Below are 20,988 nucleotides of genomic sequence, written 5' to 3' on the forward strand. Positions count from 1 at the left end.
TTGCGAACATTGTCCCGCCGCTCCTGCACACGCGACAGTGCCCCGCAACGCCCCTGGGTGCGCTAGCCGCGGGCGGGGCCGGTCGTGCCGCGGACGGTCAGCTCGGGAAGGACGGTGAGCGGATGCCCCGGCTCGGCGCCCTCGAGCAGCTCGCGCATGCGCGCCCAGGCCTGCACGCCGAGCTCCGTCGCGGGCACGGCTGCCGTCGTCAGCGGGGGAGTCGTGTACCGGGCGAACGGGATGTCGTCGAACCCCACGATCGAGAGGTCCTCGGGTACGCGGCATCCGCTCGCCTGCACGGCGCTCAGGAGGCCCATCGCGACGAGGTCGTTGAAGGCGAGCGCGGCCGTGGCCCCTGACGCCAGCACCGCGGAACCTGCGGCGGCACCCGCCTCGAAGTCGACGCCGCACGGGATCTCGGTGACGTGCGTGTCGGGGTGCTCGGCGACGAACGACGCGATGGCCTCGAGGCGCGCGGTGTTGGCGACGCTGCCGGGGGCGCCGGCGAGGAAGACGATGCGCCGGTGCCCGAGCCCGTGGAGGTGGGCGAGCTCGGCGGCCAGCGCCGTGCGGTAGTCGGCGCGCACGTGCGGCACGTCGCCCGCGGCGCGATTGATGAGCACGACCGGCCGCAGGCCGCCGACGAGCCGGTCGAGCTCGTCCTGCGGCAGGCGCGGCGCGCAGAGGATCACGCCGTCGGTGCGCCGCCGCGTCGTGCCCGCGAGCACGCGCTCCTCTTCGACGGACTCCGCCGAGTCGGCGACGAGCACGTGGTAGTCGTCGGCCGCGGCGGCGTGGCTGAGTCCCCGCAGGATCGCCTGGAACGTCGGGTTGCCGAGGTCGGGCACGACCACCGCGACGGTCTGCGTGCGCCCCAGCACGAGGCTGCGCGCGACCGGGCTCGCGGTGTAGTCGAGCTCCGCGGCGGCGGCCTTCACCCGTTCGGCGAGCGCCGGATCGACGGTGGGGTTGCCGTTGAGCGCGCGCGACACCGTCGAGAGCGACACCCCCGCACGGGCGGCGACGTCGGCGATGGTGACGCGCGTCGAGCGATCGGCGCGGGGCGGTCGAGGCATCCGTGTCTCCCTGGGTCTCGGCGCGCTCAGCCTACCCGGAAACGTTTCCTCACCCGGCCATATCGCCGCCGGCGGCGACCTCCGCCTGCGTCAGCTGCGCGGCGGCGTGCTGCCCCGCACGATCACCTCGAGTGGGAGCTGCGGCTCGGCCGCATCCCACTCCGGGTCGGTGGCGGCGTGCAGGGCGCGGTAGCCGAGGTCCTCGAGGGGCACGCGCACCGTCGTGAGACCCGGACGGATGTCGCGCCCCGTGGCGATGTCGTCGAAACCCGCGACCGCGATGTCGGCCCCGACCTGGCGTCCGGCGTCACGCACGGCCGACATGATGCCGATCGCGACGACGTCGCTGATGCCGAAGACCAGGGTGCCCGCGGGCACGTCGCCCTCGAGCAGCTCCGACGCGGCCGCATAGCCGGCGTCGCGCGTGAAGCCGGCGCGGCGCACCTCGCGGACGTTTCCGCCGGCGCCCGTGAACCCCTCGGTGAACCCGTCGAGGCGGTCGTCGGACGTGCGGATGCCCTCGGAGGCCGCGAGCACGATCGCGTCGCGATAGCCGAGGCCCGCGAGCTCCGCGCCGAGCGCCGCCGCCCCGCCGTGGTTGTCGACCGCGACCGAACGGGCCGTGCCGCCGCCGGGACCGACGACGACGACGCGCCCGCCCATGTTCGAGAACGCCTCGAGCTCGCCCTGGAGCCCGGCGGCATCGGGGCCTTCGACACGGGAGGCCGCGAGGATCAGGCCGCGCGGTCGTTGTCCGCGCAGGGCCCGCACCAGTTTGACCTCGCGCTGCGGATCGCGCTCGGTGATCGCGATCGTGACGACGAGGCCGGCCTCGTCGGCGCCGCGCGCGACGCCGGAGGCGAGTTGACCGAAATAGGGGTCGGCGATGTCGGCGACCAGGAGCGCGACGATGGCGGCGGTGCCTCGCGCGGTCGCCTGGGCGGAGAGATTGGCCGTGTAGCCGAGCTTCTCGGCGGCGGTCTCGACGCGCTCGCGGTAGCTCTCGGCCACCTTTCGCGTCGAGCCGTTGAGCACCCGTGACGCGGTCGCGAGCGAGACCCCAGCCTCGCGCGCGACATCGTGAAGGGTGGCGGCGCCTCGGGTAGGCGCGATGATGTCGCTCACAGGCCAGAGTCTAGAGCCTGTGTCCGGTTCCGGCGATAGATTGGGAAGCGATTTCCCTCAGCTTTTTCCCCAGTTGAGCGGCGACATGCCCCGCGCCGGGCGCACAACGACGAAGCGCCCGCGGGGACGCCGGTGGATCGGCGCGCCCCGCGAGCGCTTCTGAGCTCGCGGAAGCCTCGTCAGCTCGCGACGCGGGTGCGAAGGAAGGGCGAGACGGATGCTGCGAACCCGGCGGCCGTGCGCTGCACGGCGACGAGCGGGTCGGTGGCCCAGATCTCCTCGTTGAAGATCTCGACCTCGATGTCGCGGTCGTAGCCGGTCGCCTCGACGGCGTCGGTCAGCGACGCGAAGTCGATGACGCCGTCGCCCGGGTAGTGGCGGCTGAGCAGCGGGTCCGCTGCGAGCGGCGTCTTCCAGTCGCACACCTGGTAGGTCGCGATGCGGCCCTCGCGGCCCGCACGCTCGATCGAGGCCAGCACGTCGGGGTCCCACCAGATGTGGAACGTGTCGACGGTGGCGCCGACGACGGCGGGGTCGAAGTCCGCGGCGATGTCGAGCGCCTGCCCGAGCGTCGAGACGACGCAGCGGTCGGAGGCGTACATCGGATGCAGCGGCTCGATGGCGAGCGTGACGCCGGCGGCCGCAGCATCCGGTGCCAGCTCGCCGATGGCGTCGCGCACGCGCTCGCGCGCGCCCACCAGGTCGCGGGAGCGCTCGGGCAGCCCGCCGGCGACGAGCACGAGGATCGCGGTCGAGCCCTCAGCGCCGGCGGCGGCCAGCGTCGCCGCCTCTTCGATCGCGACGCGGTTGTCGTCGATCGACGCGCGACGTGCGGGGCCTTCGGGCATCGTGAAGAAGCCTGAGCGGCAGTGCGTCGTGAATCGCAGACCCGAATCGGTCAGCATCGAGGCCGCGGTGGCCAGGCCGACTTCCTGCACGGGCTCGCGCCACAGGCCGATCGCCTGCACGCCCGCCTCGGCGGTCACGCGCAGTGCGGTCGCGAGGTCGGCGTACTTGATGGTGGCCTGGTTGATCGACAGGCGGGGGTCGGGGGCGTTCATGCGCGGCCCTCCTTCGGGCGTGCTCCGAGCGTGGTCGCCGACGCGCCAGCAGGCGACCACACTCGGAAGGCGGTGGCGGTGGCGGTGGCCGCGCTCACGCGATCACCCCGGGGACATCGATGCCGTTGTGGCGCAGCATCCCGTGCCAGCGGATCGCCGCGAGCTCGGGGCGCTCGAGGGCGAGCGACGAGTTCGCGAGCTCGACGATGCGCGACAGATGCGGAAGGCTGCGCGCCGAGTGCAGCCCGCCGACCATCTGGAACGCCGGCTGGTGGCCGTTCAGCCACGACAGGAAGGCGACGCCGGTCTTGTAGTAGAACGTCGGCGCGGCGAACACCTGGCGGCTGAGCTCCTCGGTCGGGCCGAGGATCTCGAGGTACCGGGCGGGATCGCCGGCGTCGAGCGCCTGGATCGCCGCCGATGCGACCGGCGTGATCGCCGCGAACGCGCCGAGGAGGGCGTCGGAGTGCTGACGCGGGCTCTCGGGGTTGCGCTCCGGCTGCGTCGCGTCGGGCACGTCCTGGCCGCCGATGAGGCCGACGTAGTTGAAGTCGTCGCCGGTGAACATGCGCACACCCTCGGGCAGGCGCTCGCGCACCGACACCTCGGAGGCGGCGTCGAGCAGGCTCATCTTCACGCCCGCGACCTTGTCGACGTTCTCCTCGATGATCTGGAGGAGCACCGCCGAGGCCTCGCGCCAGTCAGGTGAACCGAAGTAGCCCTCGAGCGACGGGTCGAAGGCGGTGCCGAGCCAGTGGAGCACCACCGGCACGGTCGCGGACTGCAGCACCTCGCGGTAGACGTGGCGGTAGTCGTCGGCCGACTCGGCGACGCGCGCCAGGTGGCGCGACGCCATGAGCACGGGGCCGGCGCCCTGCTCCTCGGTGAAGTGGAGCTGCTCCTTGTAGGCGTCGATGACTTCCTGCAGGGAGATGCGCTCGGCCTCGACGTGATCGGTGTTGACCCCGACCACGACCGAGCCCCCCTCCTCGCGGGCGACCTGCGCGGAGCGTGCGATGAGGTCGCGCGTCGCGGCGGCGTCGAGGCCCATGTTGCGCTGGGCGGTGTCCATGGCGTCGGCGACGCCCAGACCCCACGAGTACACCGCGCGGCGGAAGTCCAGCGTCGCGTCCCAGTCGACCTCGGCCGGCTGTGCCGGGGTGTTGTCGGCCCAGGTCTTCGGCACGACGTGCGCGGCGGCGTACGCCACGCGGCTGCGGAGCGGGCCCTCGGGCTTGGCGTAGCCCGGGGACTCGTTCAGCTCGACGGCGGAGAAGACCCCGGCGTCGGAGAGAAGTGTGAGCTTCGGCATCCGTCGACCGATCAGTCCAGCGACAGCGTGGGCAGCTCGACCTTGCGGCCCTCGCGGCTCGACTGCAGGCCGGCCTCGGCGAGAAGCACGCCACGCGCGCCCGACAGCAGGTCGAACTCGTACTCGGTGCCCTCGACGTACGAGACGAGGAACTCCTCCCACTGCTGGCGGAAGCCGTTCTGGAAGACGTCGTTCGTGGGAACCTCGGCCCAGTCGGCGTCGTAGTCGTGGTCGTCGGCCAGGTCGGGGTTCCAGACCGGCTTCGGCGTGGCGTTGCGGTGCTGGATCTTCGCGCCGAACAGGCCCACGACGGCCGAGCCGTGCGTGCCGTCGACGTGGAACTCGACGAGCTCGTCGCGGTTCACGCGCACCGTCCACGACGAGTTGATCTGCGCGACGATGTCGCCCTCGAGCTCGAAGATGCCGTAGGCGGCGTCCTCGGCCGTGGCGGTGTAGTGCTCGCCCTTCTCGTCCCAGCGGTCCGCGATGTGCACGGCGGCCTGCGCGTAGACGGTCTTGACCTCGCCGAACAGGTTCTCGAGCACGTAGTTCCAGTGCGGGAACATGTCGACGATGATGCCGCCGCCGTCCTCGGCGCGGTAGTTCCACGAGGGGCGCTGGGCGGGCTGCCAGTCGCCCTCGAAGACCCAGTAGCCGAACTCGCCGCGCACCGAGAGGATGCGGCCGAAGAAGCCCGAGTCGATGAGGCGCTTGAGCTTCTGCAGGCCCGGCAGGTACAGCTTGTCGTGCACGACGCCGGTCTTGACGCCGGCCTCCTGCGCGAGCTTCGCGAGCTCGAGGGCCTCGTCGACCGTCTCGGCCGTGGGCTTCTCGGTGTAGATCGTCTTGCCGGCGGCGATCGCCTTGCGCAGCGCGGACGCGCGGGCCTTCGTGACGAGGAAGTCGGCGTAGATCTCCCAGCGCGGGTCGGCGAGGGCGGCGTCGAGGTCGGTCGTGTAGTCCTCGATGCCGTGCTTGGCGGCGAGCTCGGCGAGCTTGGCCTCGCTGCGACCGACGAGGAGCGGCTTCACGGTGACCTTGGTGCCGTCGGGCAGCTCGATGCCGCCCTGCTCGCGGATCGCGAGGATCGAGCGCACCAGGTGCTGGCGGTAGCCCATGCGGCCCGAGACGCCGTTCATGATGATGCCGATCTCACGCACGGCGGGACGGACGGATGCCTCAGCCGAGGCCGGGGCGAGAGTCGTGTCAGTCATGGGGTCCTGCTTTCTGCTCTGAAGGCTGTGGGTACCCGGCTTCGCGGTCGGGACCGGAGAGCGGGTAAACGCTTTCCAGTAGTGTGACACGGGATCGGATGCGGCGCAAGCGCTTTCCCAGCAGCATCCGACCACCGTCTGGTCAGGCGCGCAAGAGCACACACCCGTGCGGCTCGAGTGAGACCCGTACGACCGAGCTGCCAGGTGCGACGCTGCGCGCGGCATCGGACTGCTCGTGCACGGCTTCGACCGGAATGGTCCCCACGGCCCCTCCACGCGCCGCTGGCGCGTCACGCGGAGCCTCTGGCCGCGTGGGCCCAGCTGCATCCCACACGTCTACGACGACGGCCGGCGCGGGTCCGAGTCCGAGGGCGCGGGTGTCGAACGGCACCTCACGCGCTTCGTCGGCGGTGCTGAAGACGGCGACCCAGTGCGTCTCGCCGCGCTCGGCGGTCCAGATCACGAGGTCCCGCTCACGCAGCAGTTCGCGGTTGCCCGTGGAGTCCCGCAGGATCTCGAGGACGCCGTCGTTCTTGAAGAGCGCGATCGTCTCGGGCGCGCTCGTCGGCAGATCGCCGCCGATCATGAGCGGCGAGCGAGCCATGACCCACAGCGTGACGAGGGTCCGGCGCTCGGCGAGCGTGAGCGCACCCTCGCGAGCCTCGCCGCGTTCGGCGCGGATGCCGATGCGGCCGAGCGGCAGCATGTCGGCGTCGGGCCAGCCCTCGGGTCCGGCCGACGGCGCCCAGCGGGCCAGTCGCGCGAAGTTGGCTTCGACGTCGTCCCATCGGTCCCACAGATCGTCGCAGATGCGCCACATCGTGGCGTGCGCGCGAAGGTGCTCGAGATGGGCGGCCGACAGGTCGCGGCCGGGCGACAGCGACAGGGCGATGTCCCGCGGCGCGGTCTCGATCGCGGTCGAGAGGGCCTCGATCTCGGCGGCCTGGTACGGCCACAGCATGTCGTCGGCCTTGATGAAGTCGACGCCCCACCGCGCGTACTGGTCGGCGATCGAGTGGTAGTAGGCCGCCGCGCCGAGTGTGCCGTGGTCGAGGCCGACGTAGTGCGGGTTCCACTCGCAGACGTTGCGCGGATCCGCGATGCCCGCCGCGGTCGCCTCGGCGCCCAGTACCGGCAGGTCGCGATCGACCGCGATCCGCGGGATGCCGCGCATGATGTGGATCCCGAACTTCAGCCCCAGCTCGTGGATGCGCTCGGCGAGCGGCCCGAAGCCCGCACCGCCCGCCGCCGAAGGGAAGCGCACCGGGTCCGGCTGGACGCGCCCGAACCCGTCGATCACGAGCGGGGCGGACTCGTTGTAACCGTGCGACCGGGCGGTGGGGTCGGCCCAGTCGATGTCGACGACGATCGTGTCCCACCCGTGCGGGAGCAGGTGCTGGGCCATGAACTCGGCGTTCGCCAGCACCTCGGCCTCTGTCACGGTCGTGCCGTAGGAGTCCCAGCTGTTCCAGCCCATCGGCGGGGTGGCGGTCTTGCGCAGCGTCATCGCCGTCTCGTCTTCCTGGTCGTGGCTCTCAGCGGATCTCGCGCCACCGGGCGCGCTGGTCGATGCGGGCGTCTGCGAGCTCGCACAGCCCGCCGGCCGATGCCGCGAGGCGGGCCGCGGCGTCCGCCGGCAGATGCACGCCGGTGTCGCGCCGCAGCGGAAGGACGTGCAGCTCGACGCTCGCGTCGGGGCCGGCGCCGATGTCGCGGAGGTTCGCGACGAATTCGGAGCCGTCCCAGAACCGGTCGGTCGCGGTCCTACCGTCGACGCGCAGCTGCGCGACGTCGCCTGCCCATCGCACGCGGAGCACGGCGTCGGCATCGAGTCCCTCGGGGATCTCGAGCCGGTACACCGCCGCGTGGTTGTCGAGGAGAGTGTCGTCGGGCGCCGCCTGCCGGCCGTCGCGCGAGCCGTACTCCCCGGACGGCGAGCTCGCCTCGCGGAGGGTGCGGACGTCAATTGTTGCCTCCACCCCGGCCCCGTCCACGTGCTCCCAGTCCGGTGTGAGCCAGGATCCGTCCACGTACTCCCGCACGTCGGGGGCATCACCGCTCGCGCGCACCGAGACGCGGCCTGCCGCGTCCCACGCGAGCTCGTCCGATGAGACGAAGAGGCGTCGCCCGCCCGCCGCCGCGTCGACGACCCACACCCGCGGGGCATCCGCGGCGGGGAGCACGAGCACGTCGAGCGCAGCGCCGTCCGCCTCTTCGATGCGCACCGGCGCGGCACCCCGCGTGACGGCGTGGGCGAAGCCGTCGTGCGCGACCTCCACGGGGATGCCGGCGTCCTCGATGAGGACGAGCGTCGGCGGGGTGTCCGCCGACCCCGACAGCACGGTGACCGCGGACGCCGTGGCCCAGTCGACCGTGACGCCGCCGACCTCGAGCCCGAGCGGCCAGCGCGCGAGGGTGCCGGACGGGATGTCGACCGGCGCGCTCGGCAGCTCGACCGTGCCGTGGCGTGTGTCGACGCTGAGGCGTGCTCCGCGATATGCCTGCAGCGGCACGTGCGGCTGGTGCCGACCGATGAAGATGAACCCCGAGCCGTCGTCGGCGCGCACGGCCCAGCGAAGGGTCTCGGCGTCCTCGACGCCCGACGGTCGCACCTCGGGCAGGTACGACGCCATCGGCGCGAGCCGCTCGCCGAACGCCTCGACGAACGCATGCTGCAGGCGCAGGGCCGCATGGCTCGGCGCCGTGCGGCCGGACTCGCCGATGGGCGCGTGGAAGTCGTAGCTCAGCCGCGTCATGTCGTTGGGGTAGCCCGTGGCCTGCGTCTCCTCGAGGCCAGGCCCGGGGTTCGTGCCCCCGGCGTACATGTAGTAGCCCTGCCACGCCGAGCCGCTGCCGAGCTTGGCGTGCGCGACGGCGGCGATGTCGAGCGCGTCGAGGCGCGGCCGGCGGTGGTAGGCCGTGGCCATGCCGCCGCCGAGCTCGCACGTTGCGGCGGGGAACCACGACGACAGCTCGGAGCGGTGGCCGGCCTCCTCGCCGCGCACGTCGGCGCCGATGCCGGGGTCGTCCCAGGTGTCGGAGAAGAAGTAGTGCGCGCGGAACGTCGGGTCCCACGGCTCGCCCGGGTCGACCCAGAAGCCGTCGCCGTAGCCGCCCCACAGCGGCAGCACCTCGGGGTCCGGCAGATCCGCGCCGCCCCACGCCGTCGCGGTCCACAGCGGCGCGGACAACCCCGCCTCCCGCGCCAGCCGCTTGAGGGTCGCGAGGTGGCCGGGCTGGTCGTACAGCTCGTTGTCGAGCTGGATCCCGAGCACGGTCTCCGGCGTGCAGCGCCCGTCGAGCGCGGCCGCGAGCCGGCCGAACCACTCCCGGATGAGCTCGAGGTAGGCGGGGTCGTCGGTGCGGTGCTGCACGGGCAGCTGCTGCACCCAGTCGGGGAACCCGCCGTTGCGCATCTCGCCGTGCGCCCACGGCCCGATCCGCAGGATGACCTCGAGGCCCTCGGCGCGCACCGCGTCGACGAACGCCGCGACGTCGTAGCGCCCGTCGAAGCGGGTCTCGCCGCGCACCGGCTCGTGGTGCAGCCAGAACACGTAGGTCGACACGACCGAGATGCCGCCCGCGCGCATCAGCCGCAGGCGCTCGGTCCACCGCTCGCGCGGCACGCGCGTGTAGTGCAGCTCGCCCGACACCGGCAGCCACGGGCGTCCGTCACGCCGCAGCGAGCGGCTGGTGAGAGAGAGTCCCGGTCGGACGTCCTCGGTGTTCGCCATGGCCGGGCGCCGCTCCGCGCGGGGCTGTCCGGTCAGGTCGGCGCGCAGCATCCGTGTCTCCGCGGCGACGGTCGACGCAGTGCTCACGCGAGTCGCACCGCCGTCCACGACACGGCCGGGAGTGCCAGCGACAGCAGTTCGCCGTCGACGGATGCCTCGGCCTCGCGCACGCCGACACGCTCGCGGTCTTCGAGCGTGTTGGCCGCGTACAGGTCGTCCTCGTGCAGGAGGTGCGACTCGACGACCGCGACCTCGCGGCCGAGAGCCCGCACCAGCGGAGCGAGGTCGACGCGCAGGTCCGCGGCATCCGTCGTCGAACGGTTCACGATGAACAGCGACACGCCCTCGTCGTCGATGGTGGCGACGGCGTTCACCGACTCGACCTCACCGAGCTTCTCGCTCGTGAACGTACCGGCCGTCACCGGCACGCGCACGGCGCGGCCGTGCGCGAGGCGCGAGGTGATCGAGAAGGGGAAGAACGTGGTCTGTCGCCACGCGGGCCCACCCGGCTCGGTCATGATCGGTGCGATCACGTTGACGAGCTGCGCGAGCGACGCCGAGCGCACGCGGTCGGCGTGCTGCAGCAGCGTGATCAAGAGGTCTCCGAAGACGACGGCGTCCAGCGCGCTGTACTTGTCCTCGAGGAGGCGCGGGGCGACGGGCCAGCCCTTCTCCTCGGGCTTGTCGTTCTGCCCGCCCTCGGCGTCGTGGAGGTACCAGACGTTCCACTCGTCGAACGAGATCATGATGCGCTTGTCGCTCTTCTTGGTCGCCGCGACCGTGTCGGCGATCGCCGTGACCGACTCGATGAAGCGCGCCATGTCGACGCCCGACGCGAGGAACTCCTGCGCGTTCCCGTCGTGCTCCTGGTAGTAGGAGTGGCACGAGATGAAGTCGACGTCGTCGAACGTGTGCTCCAGCACGGTGCGCTCCCACGAGCCGAACGTGGGCATCGAGCGGGCGGACGAGCCGCACACGACGAGCTCCACGCCGGGGTCGAGCATCCGCATCGCCTTGGCAGTGCGAGAGGCGAGCTTGCCGTAGTCGTCGGCGTTGCGGTGTCCGACCTGCCACGGGCCGTCCATCTCGTTGCCGAGGCACCACATCTTCACGCCGAACGCCGAATCGCGGCCGTTGGCCGCGCGCTGCGTCGTCCATGCCGTCTCCGCGTCGGAGTTGGCGTACTCGAGCAGGTCGAGCGCCTCCTGCGTCCCGCGGGTGCCGAGGTTGACGGCGAGCATGAGCTCGCTCCCGACGCGGTCGAGCCACGTCTGGAACTCGTGCAGCCCGACCTCGTTGGTCTCGGTCGAGTGCCACGCGAGGTCCAGGCGTCGCGGGCGCTCGGCGACCGGGCCGACGCCGTCCTCCCAGCGGTAGCCCGAAACGAAGTTGCCGCCGGGGTAGCGGATGGTCGAGACGCCCAGCTCCTTCACGAGCTCGATGACGTCGGTGCGGAAGCCCTCGGCGTCGGCGGACGGGTGCCCCGGCTCGAAGATGCCGTCGTAGATGTGGCGGCCGAGGTGCTCGACGAAGCCGCCGAACAGGCGGCGGTCGATGTCGGCGATCTCGTAGTGCGGGTCGAGCCGCGCGGTGGCGTCGGTCGAAGAGGTCATGGGTGCTCCTTCATCAGATCGGTCGGGGCCAGGCGTGCGACAGCGCCGCGGGCGTCGTGTGCACGACCGCGACGCCGGCGGGATCCAGCGAGAGGGTGTCGCCGACGTCGAGCGTGCGCTCCGTCAGCAGATCGGTCCCGGCGCGGTCCAGCGTGACGGTGCGGACGGCATCGGAATGGTTCAGCACGAACAGGAAGTCGCCGCGGTCGTTGCGTCGTTCGGCGATCTCGACACCGGGCGCGCAGGTGCGCGGAGCGATCCCGGCGCGGCGGAGCGCAGCATCCGTCACCGCCCGCTGCGCATCCGGCGCGAGCCTGGTGCCGACGTAGAAGACCGCACCCGCACCGCTGTCGTGCAGCGTGATCGCCGGCTCGCCGGCGAGGTACCCGTCGCGATAGACGGCGAGCGCCCGCGCTCCCTCGAGCACGATGTCGTCCTGCCAGAAGTCTGCATCGGCCGCGAAGCCGGCGTCGAGCTCGCTGTCGGCGACACCGTCGACGCGCACCGTCGCGTCGTCGGCGAGGGGCGAGAACTCGCGGACGTGCGCGCCGATGAGCTCGCGCAGGCCGCCCGGGTAGCCGTTCTCGATGACCCGGTCGGACTCGTCGACGATGCCGGAGAAGAACGACACCACAACGGTGCCGCCGGCCTCGACGAACCGGGTGAGCGAGGCGCGCTGGGTCTCGGTGATGAGGTACTGATTGGGTACCACCACCAGCGCGTACTCCGAAAGGTCGTCCGCGAGATCGACGACGTCGACGGCGACATTCGCGTGCCACAGGGGGCGGTAGTGGTCGACCGTCGCGCGGGCATAGGAGAAGGCGTTCGAGGGATGCGCGGCCCCCTCGACGGCCCACCAGTTGGGCCAGTCGAACGCGATGGCGACCCGCGCGGCGGTGCGTGCGCCGGTGACCGCCGCCACGCGCGGCAGTTCGACGCCGAGATCGCGGACCGCCTGCCAGGATCGCGTGGCGGTTCCGCCGTGCGGCAGCATCGCCGAGTGGAACTTCTCGTTGCCCTGCCGCGACGCCCGCCACTGGAAGAACATCACCGCGTCGGCGCCGCGGGCCACCGCCTGGTAGGAGCCCAGCCGCATCCGCCCGGGCTGCTTCACGAGGTTCGTGCGCCACTGGCTGACCGCGTTCGCGGCCTGCTCCAGGAGGAACCACGGGCGGCCGCCGCGCAGCGACCGCATCAGGTCGTACTGGAAGGCGGCCTTCATCAGGCTCTCGGGATCGGCCGGGTCGGGGTACGCGTCGAGCGACACGACGTCCTCTTCGGTGGCCCATGCCCGGTAGTCGTTCGGATCGACGTACTGCATGAAGTTCGTCGTCACCGGGGTGCCCGGCGTGAGCTCGCGCATGACGTCGCGCTCCGCCGTCATGAGCTCCAGCTGCCGATCCGACGAGAACCGTGCGAAGTCCAGTTCGCGGCTCGTCGTGACCTTCCCCTCGACCGGGCCGGGAACGTGCACCTGTTCCCACGCGCTGTAGCGCTGGCTCCAGAACGTCGTGCCCCACGCATCGTTGAGCGCGTCGAGCGAACCGTATCGATCCTGCAGCCAGCCGCGGAACCGCTCGTCGCAGAGATCGCAATAGCACTTCGCGTAATACTCGTTGCCGAGGTGCCACATCGCGAGCGCCGGATGCGAACCGTAGCGCTCGGCGAGCAGTCGCGCGATGCGCAGACTGCGCTCCCGGTAGACCGGCGACGACGAGCAGTAGTGCGCGCGGCTGCCGACGCCGACGAGCGTGCCGTCGAATCGGCGCAGGCGCACCTCGGGGTGACCCTCTACGAGCCACGGAGGCGGCGACGCGTTGGGGGTGGCGAGGTTCACCGCGATGCCGTGCGCCCACAGCACCTCGAACACTTCGTCGAGCCATTCGAGGGCGAGGACGCCGTCGGCCGGTTCCAGCGCCGACCATGAGAACACGCCGACGCTCACGAGATTCACCCCGGCCTCCCGCATGAGGCGTGCGTCTTCGGGCCAGACCTCGCGCGGCCACTGCTCGGGGTTGTAGTCCCCGCCGTACGCGATGCCGCCGAGGCGGGCGCGCAGACTCGACAGTCGTGCGTCGGATGCGTCGGATGCGCCGGACACGGGGGCTCCTCTCGGGGTGGGAGGAACGGATGCCGCGGCGCGAGGCCGTGCCGCGGCATCCGTTCATTCAGATCAGGCTTCGACGGGTTCAGCCGAGGATGGCGTCCGCCTCGGCGAAGAACTGGGTCACGGCGTCGTCGACCGAGAGCACGCCGAGGCCGATCGACTTGCCGGCGTCCCAGAAGGCCTGCTCGAGCGAGCCGTAGCCGACGACGGGGACCGGCGGGGCGTCGCCGATGCGGTCCGCGGCCGACTCGATGTAGTCGGCGACCTGCTTGTCGGCGCCCTCGAGGGTCGTGCCCTCGAGCTTCGACGACGATGCCGGGAAGCCGAGCGTGGTGCCGAAGATCTCACCGGCCTCGGGGCTGTTCACCACGAAGTCGAGGAAGAGGGCCGCGGCCTCGGGGTGCTCGGTGTTCGCGGCGATCGCGACCTGAAGACCGGCCTGACGGTACAGGTCCTTCGAGCCCTCCTTGGCGGTGGGCGGTGCGACGAGCGAGATCGACGACGCGCCCGAGTCGGCGAGGTAGCCGCCGAGGAAGTTGCTCCAGCTCATCTCGCTCGCCGTGATGGCCGCGCCGAAGCCGGACTTGGGCGAGAGCTCCTCGAGCTTCTGCTGCGGCACGGTCACGCCGTCGCGGATCTCGGCGCCGGACTCCCAGAACTCGCGCAGGTCGTCCTCGGTGAAGCCGAGCTCGCCGTCGTCGGTGTAGAGGTTGCCGCCGTTCGCGCGCAGCTGCAGCTCGAAGACCTGGATGCGCTGCGTGTAGTCGGTGCCGCCGTACACGGCGCCGCCGGTGGCGTCGGTGACGGAGGCCATCCACTCGTCGAAGTCGGCGAAGCTCGTGCCGCCCTCGGGCGCCTCGACCCCGGCCTGCGCGACGAGGTCGTCGTTGACGAAGTTCGCCCACAGGCTGTAGCCGGTCGGGAGCGAGTACTGCACGCCGTCCAGGGCGCCGGTGCCGAGCAGCGACTCCTCGAACGTGGTGGTGTCGATGTAGTCCGACACGTCGGCGAGATCGAGCAGGTTGCCCGACTCCGCGTACTGGCGCAGGTAGCTGTCGGAGAACTGGAACACGTCGGGAAGGCCACCGCCGGCGGCCTCGGTCTGGCGCTTCTCCCAGAAGCTCGGGAAGTCGGTGAACGACGTGTTGATCGTGATGTTCGGGTACTCCTCGTTGAACGCCGCGATCAGGTCGTTGTAGCGGGTCGCACGGTCGTCGTTGCCCCAGAACGCGAAGTCGAGGGTGACCTTCTCATCGGGGTCGAACGCGGCGGCGTCGCCCTGGGCGCCGCCGGAGCAGCCCGAGAGGACGAGCGCGGCGCCCGCGGTCAGGGCGGCGGCCGCGAGCAGGGTGCGAGGTGCAGGCATGGAGGTGCTCCAGTCTTCTCTTCTGATGGGGGTTCAGGGGTTGGCGAGTGCGGTGCGAACGGAGTCCGCGGCGGTGCCCGTGGTGCTGATGGGAGCCGACACGAAGGCGACCCCCTGTCCGTCGAGCACGACGCGCTCGACGGCGATGCCGGTCTCGGAATCCGTGCCGTCGATCGTGATCTCGACACGTGCGTCGCCGTGGTTGATGAGGGTGACCAGGTCGCCCCGGCGAGCGGCCTCGACGCCCGCGGGCAGATCCGCCACGACGGGGCGGACACCGGATGCCTCGACCACGGCCGCGACGATCGCGTCGAGCGCGTCGGCAGTCGGTTGGGTCGCGGTGTACCAGGCCTCGCCCGAGCCGAAGCGGTGGCGCGTGAGCGCCGGCGAGCCGGACTGCAGACCCGAGGAGAACGTGGCGACCGCCGTCGCGCCGGTCGCGTGGACCGCCTCGGCGACCAGGCGACCGGACCGCTCCACCCCGTCCAGGTCGAACGTGACCGCGCCGCGGCCGGCGGCGTCGCGCGCGGCCTGGACGGCGTCGGTGCTCAGGGCACCGACGCCCGAGCCCCCGGAGGACAGGCCCGCGAGGACGCCGAAGTCCTCGAAGCGCAGGCCGAGCACCGGGCCGAGCTGCGTCAGGAAGCCGCCGTCGCGGAAGTGGTCGTGCGCGTCGACGATGTCGGTGAACGGTCCGGTGAGGAGCGTTCCGCCGTCGTCGACGAACCGGGCGAGCGCGGAGGCGCCCTCGTCGCGCAGCAGATAGAGCGCCGGGGCGACCGCGAGGGCGTAGCCGTGGTCCACCTCCTCGGGACCGACGATGTCGACCTGGATGTTCCGCGCGTGGAACGCGCCGTACCACTCGAGCACGAGCGCGAGGTAGTCGATCTCGGTGGGGTGGTCGCGCTCTTCGACGGCCCACCAGTTCTCCCAGTCGAACACCAGGGCGACCTGCGCGTCGCGGCCCGGTGCCGGGAGCGCCGGGAGCGCGGCGAGCCGCGCGCCGAGCTCGGTCACTGCGTCCCAGGTGCGGGTCTCGGTGCCGGCGTGGGGGAGCATCGCCGAGTGGAACTTCTCGCTGCCGGCGCGGGACTGCCGCCACTGGAAGAACATGATGCCGTCGGCGCCCCGGGCGATGGACTGCGCGGACTCGGCGGCCAGGGCCCCCGGACGCTTGCCGGGGTTCGCGGGCCGCCAGTTGACGGCATCCGTCGCCTGCTCCCACAGCAGCCACGGCACGCCGGGCTTGAGGGAGCGGACGAGGTCGCGCTGGAACGCGGCGTCGCGCACGCGGTTCGGGTTGGCGGGATCGGGGTAGCAGTCGTCGGCGATGACGTCCATGTGCGGCGCCCACTTGCGGTAGTCCGCGGGCTTGAACGGACCCATGAAGTTCGTCGTGATCGGCTGCGTCGCGCCGGCGCCCTGCAGGATCTCGCGCTCCATGAGGTAGCACTCGAGCAGCATGTCGCTCGTGAACCGTCGCCAGTCGAGCATCGACGACGGGTTGTGGCTGTAGGGGGCGAGGCGCGGGGGGAAGATCTCGTCGAACGAGCCGTAGCGCTGCGACCAGAAGCTCGTGCCCCACGCGTCGTTGAGCGCGTCGACGGTGGCGTAGCGCTTCTGGAGCCAGTCGCGGTACGCGTCGCGCGCAGCATCCGAGAAGTCCATCCAGAGGTGGCAGCCGAACTCGTTGCCGACGTGCCACATCACCACGGCGGGGTGATCCACGTAGCGCTCGGCCAGCCGGCGCACCAGCTCGCCGGCCAAGCGCCGGTAGGTCGGCGACGAGGGGGCGAAGTGCTGACGGCTGCCCGGCCAGTACGACGCACCCGACTCGTTCGCCGGGAGCGTCTCGGGGTAGTTCTTGCTCACCCACGGCGGGGGAGAGGCGGTTGCGGTCGCGAGGTTCACCGCGATGCCGCCGGCGTGGAGCTTCTCGATGACGGTGTCGAGCCACGCGAAGTCCCACACACCCTCGGTGGGCTGGATGCGCGACCACGCGAAGATGCCGAGGCTCACGATGTTGACGCCGGCCTCCTGCATCAGGCGGACGTCCTCGTCCCACACCTCCTCGGGCCACTGGTCGGGGTTGTAATCGGCGCCGTACAGCACGTCGAGCAGCTCCTTCTGGCTGGTCTTGCGATCGAGAGAGAGGTGTGGGGTCAGCGGCGGCTGCGGCGCGCCGGGAGGGCGACGACGGCGAAGGCGGCGCAGCCGAGTCCCGCGATGATGAGCGGCGCGAGCATCCAGGTCATGACGCCGACCAGCACGGCCGCGGCCGCGAGGTACAGGGCGGCGATCGGGTCCGAGGCGAGGGACGACGGGATGCTGCGCACCGCCGCCCGCCAGCCGCGCTCGGGTGTCCACGCACCTGCGGCGACGAGCAGCGCCACGGCGCCGACGACGAGGCCGGCCCAGCCGACGAGGGAGATGAGGCCGCCGCCGGGGAGGGCGCCGGAGTTCGCGAGGTAGATGTCGAGCGTCAGCACGAACGTGACGAGCACCGCGGCGACGCCGACGACCAGGCCGCCGGGCAGGGCCCGGCGCCAGTCCTGCCAGAACGTCTTCACGTGCGACTGCTCGGCGTTCACGTAGCGGCGCAGATGACGGATGCCGGCGGCCAGCGCCGCGGGCAGCGTGACGACGAGGATCCCGGCCGCGGTGACCAGCAGCCCGGTCAGCAGCACCTCGCCGAACAGGGCGAAGGCTCCCTTGGCGCCCGGGTAGCGGGCCGGAGCCCGCTCCTCGAGCGTCGGTCCGGCTCCGGACGCGTCGGCGCGACGCGCGGCGCGGAGTTCTCGGCGGTCCATGGTGCGGTCCTATCCCTTGAGGCCCTGGGTGGCGACGCCGTCGACGAGGAAGCGCTGGAACACGAGGAAGAAGAGCAGGACGGGGATCAGTGCGATGAACGACGCGGTGACGGTGGCGCCGTAGTCGCTGACGCTGGTCTGGTCGTTGTAGAGGCGCAGCGCGATGGGCAGCGGGTAGTTCTCGGGGCTGGTGAGGTAGAGCAGGGGTCCGAGGAAGTCGTTCCAGGCCCAGATGAACGCGAAGATCGAGCAGGTGATCAGGGCGGGCTTGATCAACGGCAGGATGATCGACCAGAAGATGCGCATGTGTCCGGCGCCGTCGATGCGGGCGGCCTCGTCCATGTCGCGGGGCATCTGGCGGATGAACTGCACCAGCAGGAACACGAAGAACGCTTCGGTGGCGAGGAACTTCGGCAGCAGCAGCGGCCAGAACGTGTCGATCATGTCGAGGCGCTGGAAGATGATGTACTGCGGGATGATCACGACGTGGAACGGCAGCAGCAGCGTGCCGATCATCGCGGCGAACAGGATGCCGAGGCCCTTGAACTGGATCCGGGCGAACGCGTAGGCGGCCAGCGACGACGACAGCAGCACGCCGATCACGGAGCCCGCGGCGATGATGAAGCTGTTCAGGAAGAACCGCCACATCGGCACGCCCGCGATGCCCTCCATCACCTTCGCGTAGTTGGCGATGGTGGGGTTCTCGGGGAGCAGACCCATGTTGGAGCCGAACTCGCTGTTCGGCTTGAAGGTCGAGAACAGCAGCCACACCAGCGGGTAGAGCACGATCGCGGTGACGGCGATGAGCACGACGAACCAGATCACGGTCTGCCACGTGCCGCGCTTGACCTTGCGGCGAGGCTGCTGGGGGGTCGCGTCGACCTGGTTCTCGAGGGTGGCGATGGCGGGTTCGCCGAAGCTTGTGGTGCTCATCGGTTGTCTCCGGCGTAGTGGACCCAGCTGCGCTGGGTGCGGAAAAGGATGAAGGCGATGACGGCGACGACGATCAGCAGCACCCACGCGATCGCGGCGGCGTAGCCCATCTGGCCGTCCGAGAAGCCGCGCTTGTAGAGGTAGAGCGTGATGAAGTTGGTCATCCCGGCGGGACCGCCGGTGCCGTTGGAGATGATGTACGCCGAGCTGAAGACCTGGAACGCGCCGATCAGGCCGAGCAGCAGGTTGAAGAAGATCACCGGGGAGAGCATCGGCAGGGTGACCGCGCGGAACCGGTGCCAGGGTCCGGCGCCGTCCATCTCGGCCGCCTCGTAGAGCTCCTTGGGGATCTGCTTGAGGCCGGCGAGGAAGATGACCATGGTGGCGCCGAACATCCAGATCGCGAGGAGGATCATCGCCGGCAGCACGAGTGCGGGGTTGCCGATCCAGCCGCCCAGGTCGATGCCGATCGCGGAGAGCGCGTTGTCGACGGGACCGTCGGAGGCGAACATGGCGCGCCACACGATCGCGACGGACACCGACCCGCCGATGAGGGAGGGGGCGTAGAACGCGGAGCGGAAGAAGCCGGCGCCCTTGTCGCGGTAGTTGAGGAGCATCGCCACGCCGAGCGCGGCGGCCAGGGTGATCGGGGTGCCGACCAGAACGTAGATCATGGTGATCTGCGCGGACTGCATGAACGCCGGGTCGTTCGTGAACATCCGGACGTAGTTGTCGAAGCCGATCCACTTCGGCGGCGCGAAGATGTTGTACTTCGTGAACGACAGGTACAGGGAGTACGCCATCGGGATCAGCGTGAGACCGAAGAACCCGACAAGCCACGGGATCAGGAACCCGTACCCCGCCAGCGTCTCCTTCACCACCCGGCCGCGCTGACCCGGCCGGTTCACATGCTCAGGGCTGCTCCGGCGGAACAGGGACCGGCGTGAGGACTTCTCACCGGTCACGATGACTCTGGTCGCTGTGGTGCTCACGAGACTCTCCGATACGGGTTGTGGAGTAGTGGTTTTCCGGGCCCGGGCGCATCGTACGCCCGGACCCGGAAGCTGTCACTGGTTGAGGACGACGTCCATCTCGGCGAAGAACTGCGAGACCGCGTCATCGACCGTGACGGTGCCGAAGTTGAGCTCGGTACCCAGCTGGCGGAACTTCTCCTCGAGCGTGCCGTAGCCCACGATCGGAACCGGCGGGGCGTCGCCGAGGCGGTCGGCGATCGACGCCTCGTAGTCCTTGACCTGCTGGCTCAGCGGGTCGAGCTCGGCCGCCTCGAGGGCGGTCTCCGAGGCCGGGAGGCCGCGGTTGGTGCCGAAGATCTCACCGGACTGGGGCGAGTTCACGAGGAAGTTGACGAGCGTCGCGGCCGCCTCGGGGTGCTCGGTGTTGGCCGAGATCGTGTGGAGCATGGACGGCTTCAGGTACAGGTCCTTCGCGCCTTCCTTGGTCACCGGGGGAGCGATGAGGCCGAGCTCGGTGTAGCCCTCGCCGAGGCCCGCGAGGTAGCCCGCGCCGAAGTTGTCCCAGGTCAGCTCGCTCGCCGTCAGCGCACTGTCGAAGGCGCCCTTCGGGGCGACCTCTTCCACACGCTGCTGCGGAATGCCGATGCCGTCCTCGCGGATCGATGCGCCGGACTCCCAGAACTCGGTGAGGCGCTCCTCGTCGAAGCCGGGCGTGCCGTCCTCGTTGAAGAGGTTCTTGCCCTCCGAGCGGAGCTGCAGCTCGAAGTTCTGGATGCGGCCGGTGAAGTCGCCGCCGCCCCAGAACTCGCCGCCGGCGCCGTCGGTGACCTCGCCCATCCAGTCGGCGTAGTCGTCCCAGCTGCCGCCTTCGAACTCCTCGACGCCGGCCTTCTCGAGGAGGACCGGGTTGGTGAACAGGCCCCACGCGTTGGTGGAGGTCGTGATGCCGTAGGTGGTGTCGTCGACGACGCCGATGTTGAGGATGTTCTCGGGGAGCGGGTCGGTCTCGATGATGTTGCCGAGGTACGGGTCGAGGTCGAGCAGCAGGCCGTTCTCGGAGTACTGGCGCAGGTACGAGTAGTCGAACTGCATGACGTCGGGGAGGTTGCCGCCGGCGGCCTCGGTCTGACGCTTCTCCCAGAACTCGGGGAAGGTGAGGAACGTGGAGTTCACCGTGATGTTCGGGTACTCCTCGTTGAACGCTGCGATGGCCTCGTTGTAGAGCCCGGCGCGGACGTCGTTGCCCCAGAACGCGAGGTCGAGGGTGACCTTCTCGTTCGGGTCGAATGTGGGTGCGGCGTCGGGGGTCTCGTCGCTGCCGCCGGCGCAGCCGGCCAGCACGAGGGCGGCGCCGGCCGCGATGGCGGCGACGGCGAGTGCCCGCTTCTTGCTGAACATCCTTGTCCTCCTTGTGAACGTCTGCGTTCGCTGTTCCGCGTGAGACGTTCGTCGTCTGTGTGTGCGGTGTGGGGCGCTCTGGGGTGCAGATCCTGCGATGCTGGAAAGCGCTTGCCCGCTACGGTACCCCGTCTAAAAACGTTTCGCAAGGCGTTGGCACGAGTTTTTTAAACGATTCAGTAACAGCAGCGATCTTGCGGTGATTCCGGACTGTGCTCGGTCCCAGCCCTCGACGCGCCGCCGCCGCCCGGTTCCGACAGGTCAA

15 protein-coding genes are annotated in these 20,988 nt (G+C 70.8%); all 15 read right to left on the bottom strand.

The genetic code is table 11. The annotated features are described in order from the left end of the window. Positions 1-62 precede the first annotated feature (62 nt). The 15 genes from ACFC1K_RS05160 to ACFC1K_RS05230 all read right to left on the bottom strand — a co-directional run bounded on the left by ACFC1K_RS05160 (position 63) and on the right by ACFC1K_RS05230 (position 20,723). Positions 63-1,076, bottom strand: a complete 1,014-nt coding sequence (locus tag ACFC1K_RS05160) for a LacI family DNA-binding transcriptional regulator (RefSeq protein ID WP_375870730.1) — start codon at positions 1,074-1,076, stop codon at positions 63-65. 90 nt (positions 1,077-1,166) lie between these two features. Beyond that, positions 1,167-2,201 carry a LacI family DNA-binding transcriptional regulator gene (locus tag ACFC1K_RS05165; RefSeq protein ID WP_375870731.1) on the bottom strand — a complete coding sequence of 345 codons (1,035 nt, stop codon included), beginning with the start codon at positions 2,199-2,201 and terminating at the stop codon, positions 1,167-1,169. 179 nt (positions 2,202-2,380) lie between these two features. Further along, positions 2,381-3,262 carry a sugar phosphate isomerase/epimerase family protein gene (locus ACFC1K_RS05170; protein ID WP_375870732.1) on the bottom strand — a complete coding sequence of 294 codons (882 nt, stop codon included), beginning with the start codon at positions 3,260-3,262 and terminating at the stop codon, positions 2,381-2,383. A 94-nt stretch (positions 3,263-3,356) separates the two neighbouring features. Then, positions 3,357-4,574: a dihydrodipicolinate synthase family protein gene (locus ACFC1K_RS05175; protein ID WP_375870733.1), complete on the bottom strand. Its 1,218-nt coding sequence runs from the start codon at positions 4,572-4,574 to the stop codon at positions 3,357-3,359. An 11-nt stretch (positions 4,575-4,585) separates the two neighbouring features. Further along, on the bottom strand, positions 4,586-5,788 hold the full coding sequence (locus ACFC1K_RS05180) for a Gfo/Idh/MocA family oxidoreductase (RefSeq protein WP_310285861.1): 1,203 nt from the start codon (positions 5,786-5,788) through the stop codon (positions 4,586-4,588). 142 nt (positions 5,789-5,930) lie between these two features. Then, positions 5,931-7,295 (bottom strand): alpha-galactosidase, encoded by a 1,365-nt coding sequence (locus ACFC1K_RS05185; protein ID WP_375870734.1) that lies wholly within the window; start codon positions 7,293-7,295, stop codon positions 5,931-5,933. Between the two features lie 28 nt (positions 7,296-7,323). Further along, positions 7,324-9,609, bottom strand: a complete 2,286-nt coding sequence (locus ACFC1K_RS05190) for a beta-galactosidase (protein ID WP_375870735.1) — start codon at positions 9,607-9,609, stop codon at positions 7,324-7,326. Further along, positions 9,606-11,135, bottom strand: a complete 1,530-nt coding sequence (locus ACFC1K_RS05195) for an alpha-N-arabinofuranosidase (protein WP_375870736.1) — start codon at positions 11,133-11,135, stop codon at positions 9,606-9,608. The genes ACFC1K_RS05190 and ACFC1K_RS05195 overlap by 4 nt, the downstream gene beginning before the upstream one ends. Positions 11,136-11,148: 13 nt before the next feature. Beyond that, entirely contained in the window at positions 11,149-13,236 is a 2,088-nt protein-coding gene (locus ACFC1K_RS05200) for a beta-galactosidase (protein ID WP_375870737.1), read from the bottom strand. An 88-nt stretch (positions 13,237-13,324) separates the two neighbouring features. Beyond that, positions 13,325-14,608, bottom strand: coding sequence for an ABC transporter substrate-binding protein (locus tag ACFC1K_RS05205; protein ID WP_375870738.1), 1,284 nt, complete (start codon positions 14,606-14,608; stop codon positions 13,325-13,327). Between the two features lie 33 nt (positions 14,609-14,641). Beyond that, entirely contained in the window at positions 14,642-16,720 is a 2,079-nt protein-coding gene (locus tag ACFC1K_RS05210) for a beta-galactosidase (protein WP_375870739.1), read from the bottom strand. A gap of 50 nt (positions 16,721-16,770) precedes the next feature. Continuing rightward, entirely contained in the window at positions 16,771-17,418 is a 648-nt protein-coding gene (locus ACFC1K_RS05215) for a DUF624 domain-containing protein (protein ID WP_375870740.1), read from the bottom strand. A gap of 9 nt (positions 17,419-17,427) precedes the next feature. After that, positions 17,428-18,351 (bottom strand): carbohydrate ABC transporter permease, encoded by a 924-nt coding sequence (locus tag ACFC1K_RS05220; protein WP_310285845.1) that lies wholly within the window; start codon positions 18,349-18,351, stop codon positions 17,428-17,430. Beyond that, the gene (locus ACFC1K_RS05225; RefSeq protein WP_310285843.1) at positions 18,348-19,343 is read right to left on the bottom strand and encodes a sugar ABC transporter permease; all 996 of its coding nucleotides are present in this window, start codon (positions 19,341-19,343) and stop codon (positions 18,348-18,350) included. The genes ACFC1K_RS05220 and ACFC1K_RS05225 overlap by 4 nt, the downstream gene beginning before the upstream one ends. Positions 19,344-19,418: 75 nt before the next feature. Beyond that, positions 19,419-20,723: an ABC transporter substrate-binding protein gene (locus ACFC1K_RS05230; protein ID WP_375870741.1), complete on the bottom strand. Its 1,305-nt coding sequence runs from the start codon at positions 20,721-20,723 to the stop codon at positions 19,419-19,421. Between the last annotated feature and the right edge of the window lie 265 nt (positions 20,724-20,988).

It is taken from the genome of Microbacterium sp. NPDC056057 (assembly GCF_042266945.1).
GTDB lineage: Bacteria > Actinomycetota > Actinomycetes > Actinomycetales > Microbacteriaceae > Microbacterium > Microbacterium trichothecenolyticum_C.

Bases quoted from the DNA above. Each gene is read 5' to 3' on its own strand.
- ACFC1K_RS05185 (WP_375870734.1), bottom strand. From the start codon at position 7,295: ATGACGCTGCGCAAGACCGCCACCCCGCCGATGGGCTGGAACAGCTGG.
- ACFC1K_RS05170 (WP_375870732.1), bottom strand. From the start codon at position 3,262: ATGAACGCCCCCGACCCCCGCCTGTCGATCAACCAGGCCACCATCAAG.
- ACFC1K_RS05175 (WP_375870733.1), bottom strand. From the start codon at position 4,574: ATGCCGAAGCTCACACTTCTCTCCGACGCCGGGGTCTTCTCCGCCGTC.
- ACFC1K_RS05195 (WP_375870736.1), bottom strand. From the start codon at position 11,135: ATGACCTCTTCGACCGACGCCACCGCGCGGCTCGACCCGCACTACGAG.
- ACFC1K_RS05180 (WP_310285861.1), bottom strand. From the start codon at position 5,788: ATGACTGACACGACTCTCGCCCCGGCCTCGGCTGAGGCATCCGTCCGT.
- ACFC1K_RS05230 (WP_375870741.1), bottom strand. From the start codon at position 20,723: ATGTTCAGCAAGAAGCGGGCACTCGCCGTCGCCGCCATCGCGGCCGGC.
- ACFC1K_RS05160 (WP_375870730.1), bottom strand. From the start codon at position 1,076: ATGCCTCGACCGCCCCGCGCCGATCGCTCGACGCGCGTCACCATCGCC.
- ACFC1K_RS05205 (WP_375870738.1), bottom strand. From the start codon at position 14,608: ATGCCTGCACCTCGCACCCTGCTCGCGGCCGCCGCCCTGACCGCGGGC.
- ACFC1K_RS05220 (WP_310285845.1), bottom strand. From the start codon at position 18,351: ATGAGCACCACAAGCTTCGGCGAACCCGCCATCGCCACCCTCGAGAAC.
- ACFC1K_RS05215 (WP_375870740.1), bottom strand. From the start codon at position 17,418: ATGGACCGCCGAGAACTCCGCGCCGCGCGTCGCGCCGACGCGTCCGGA.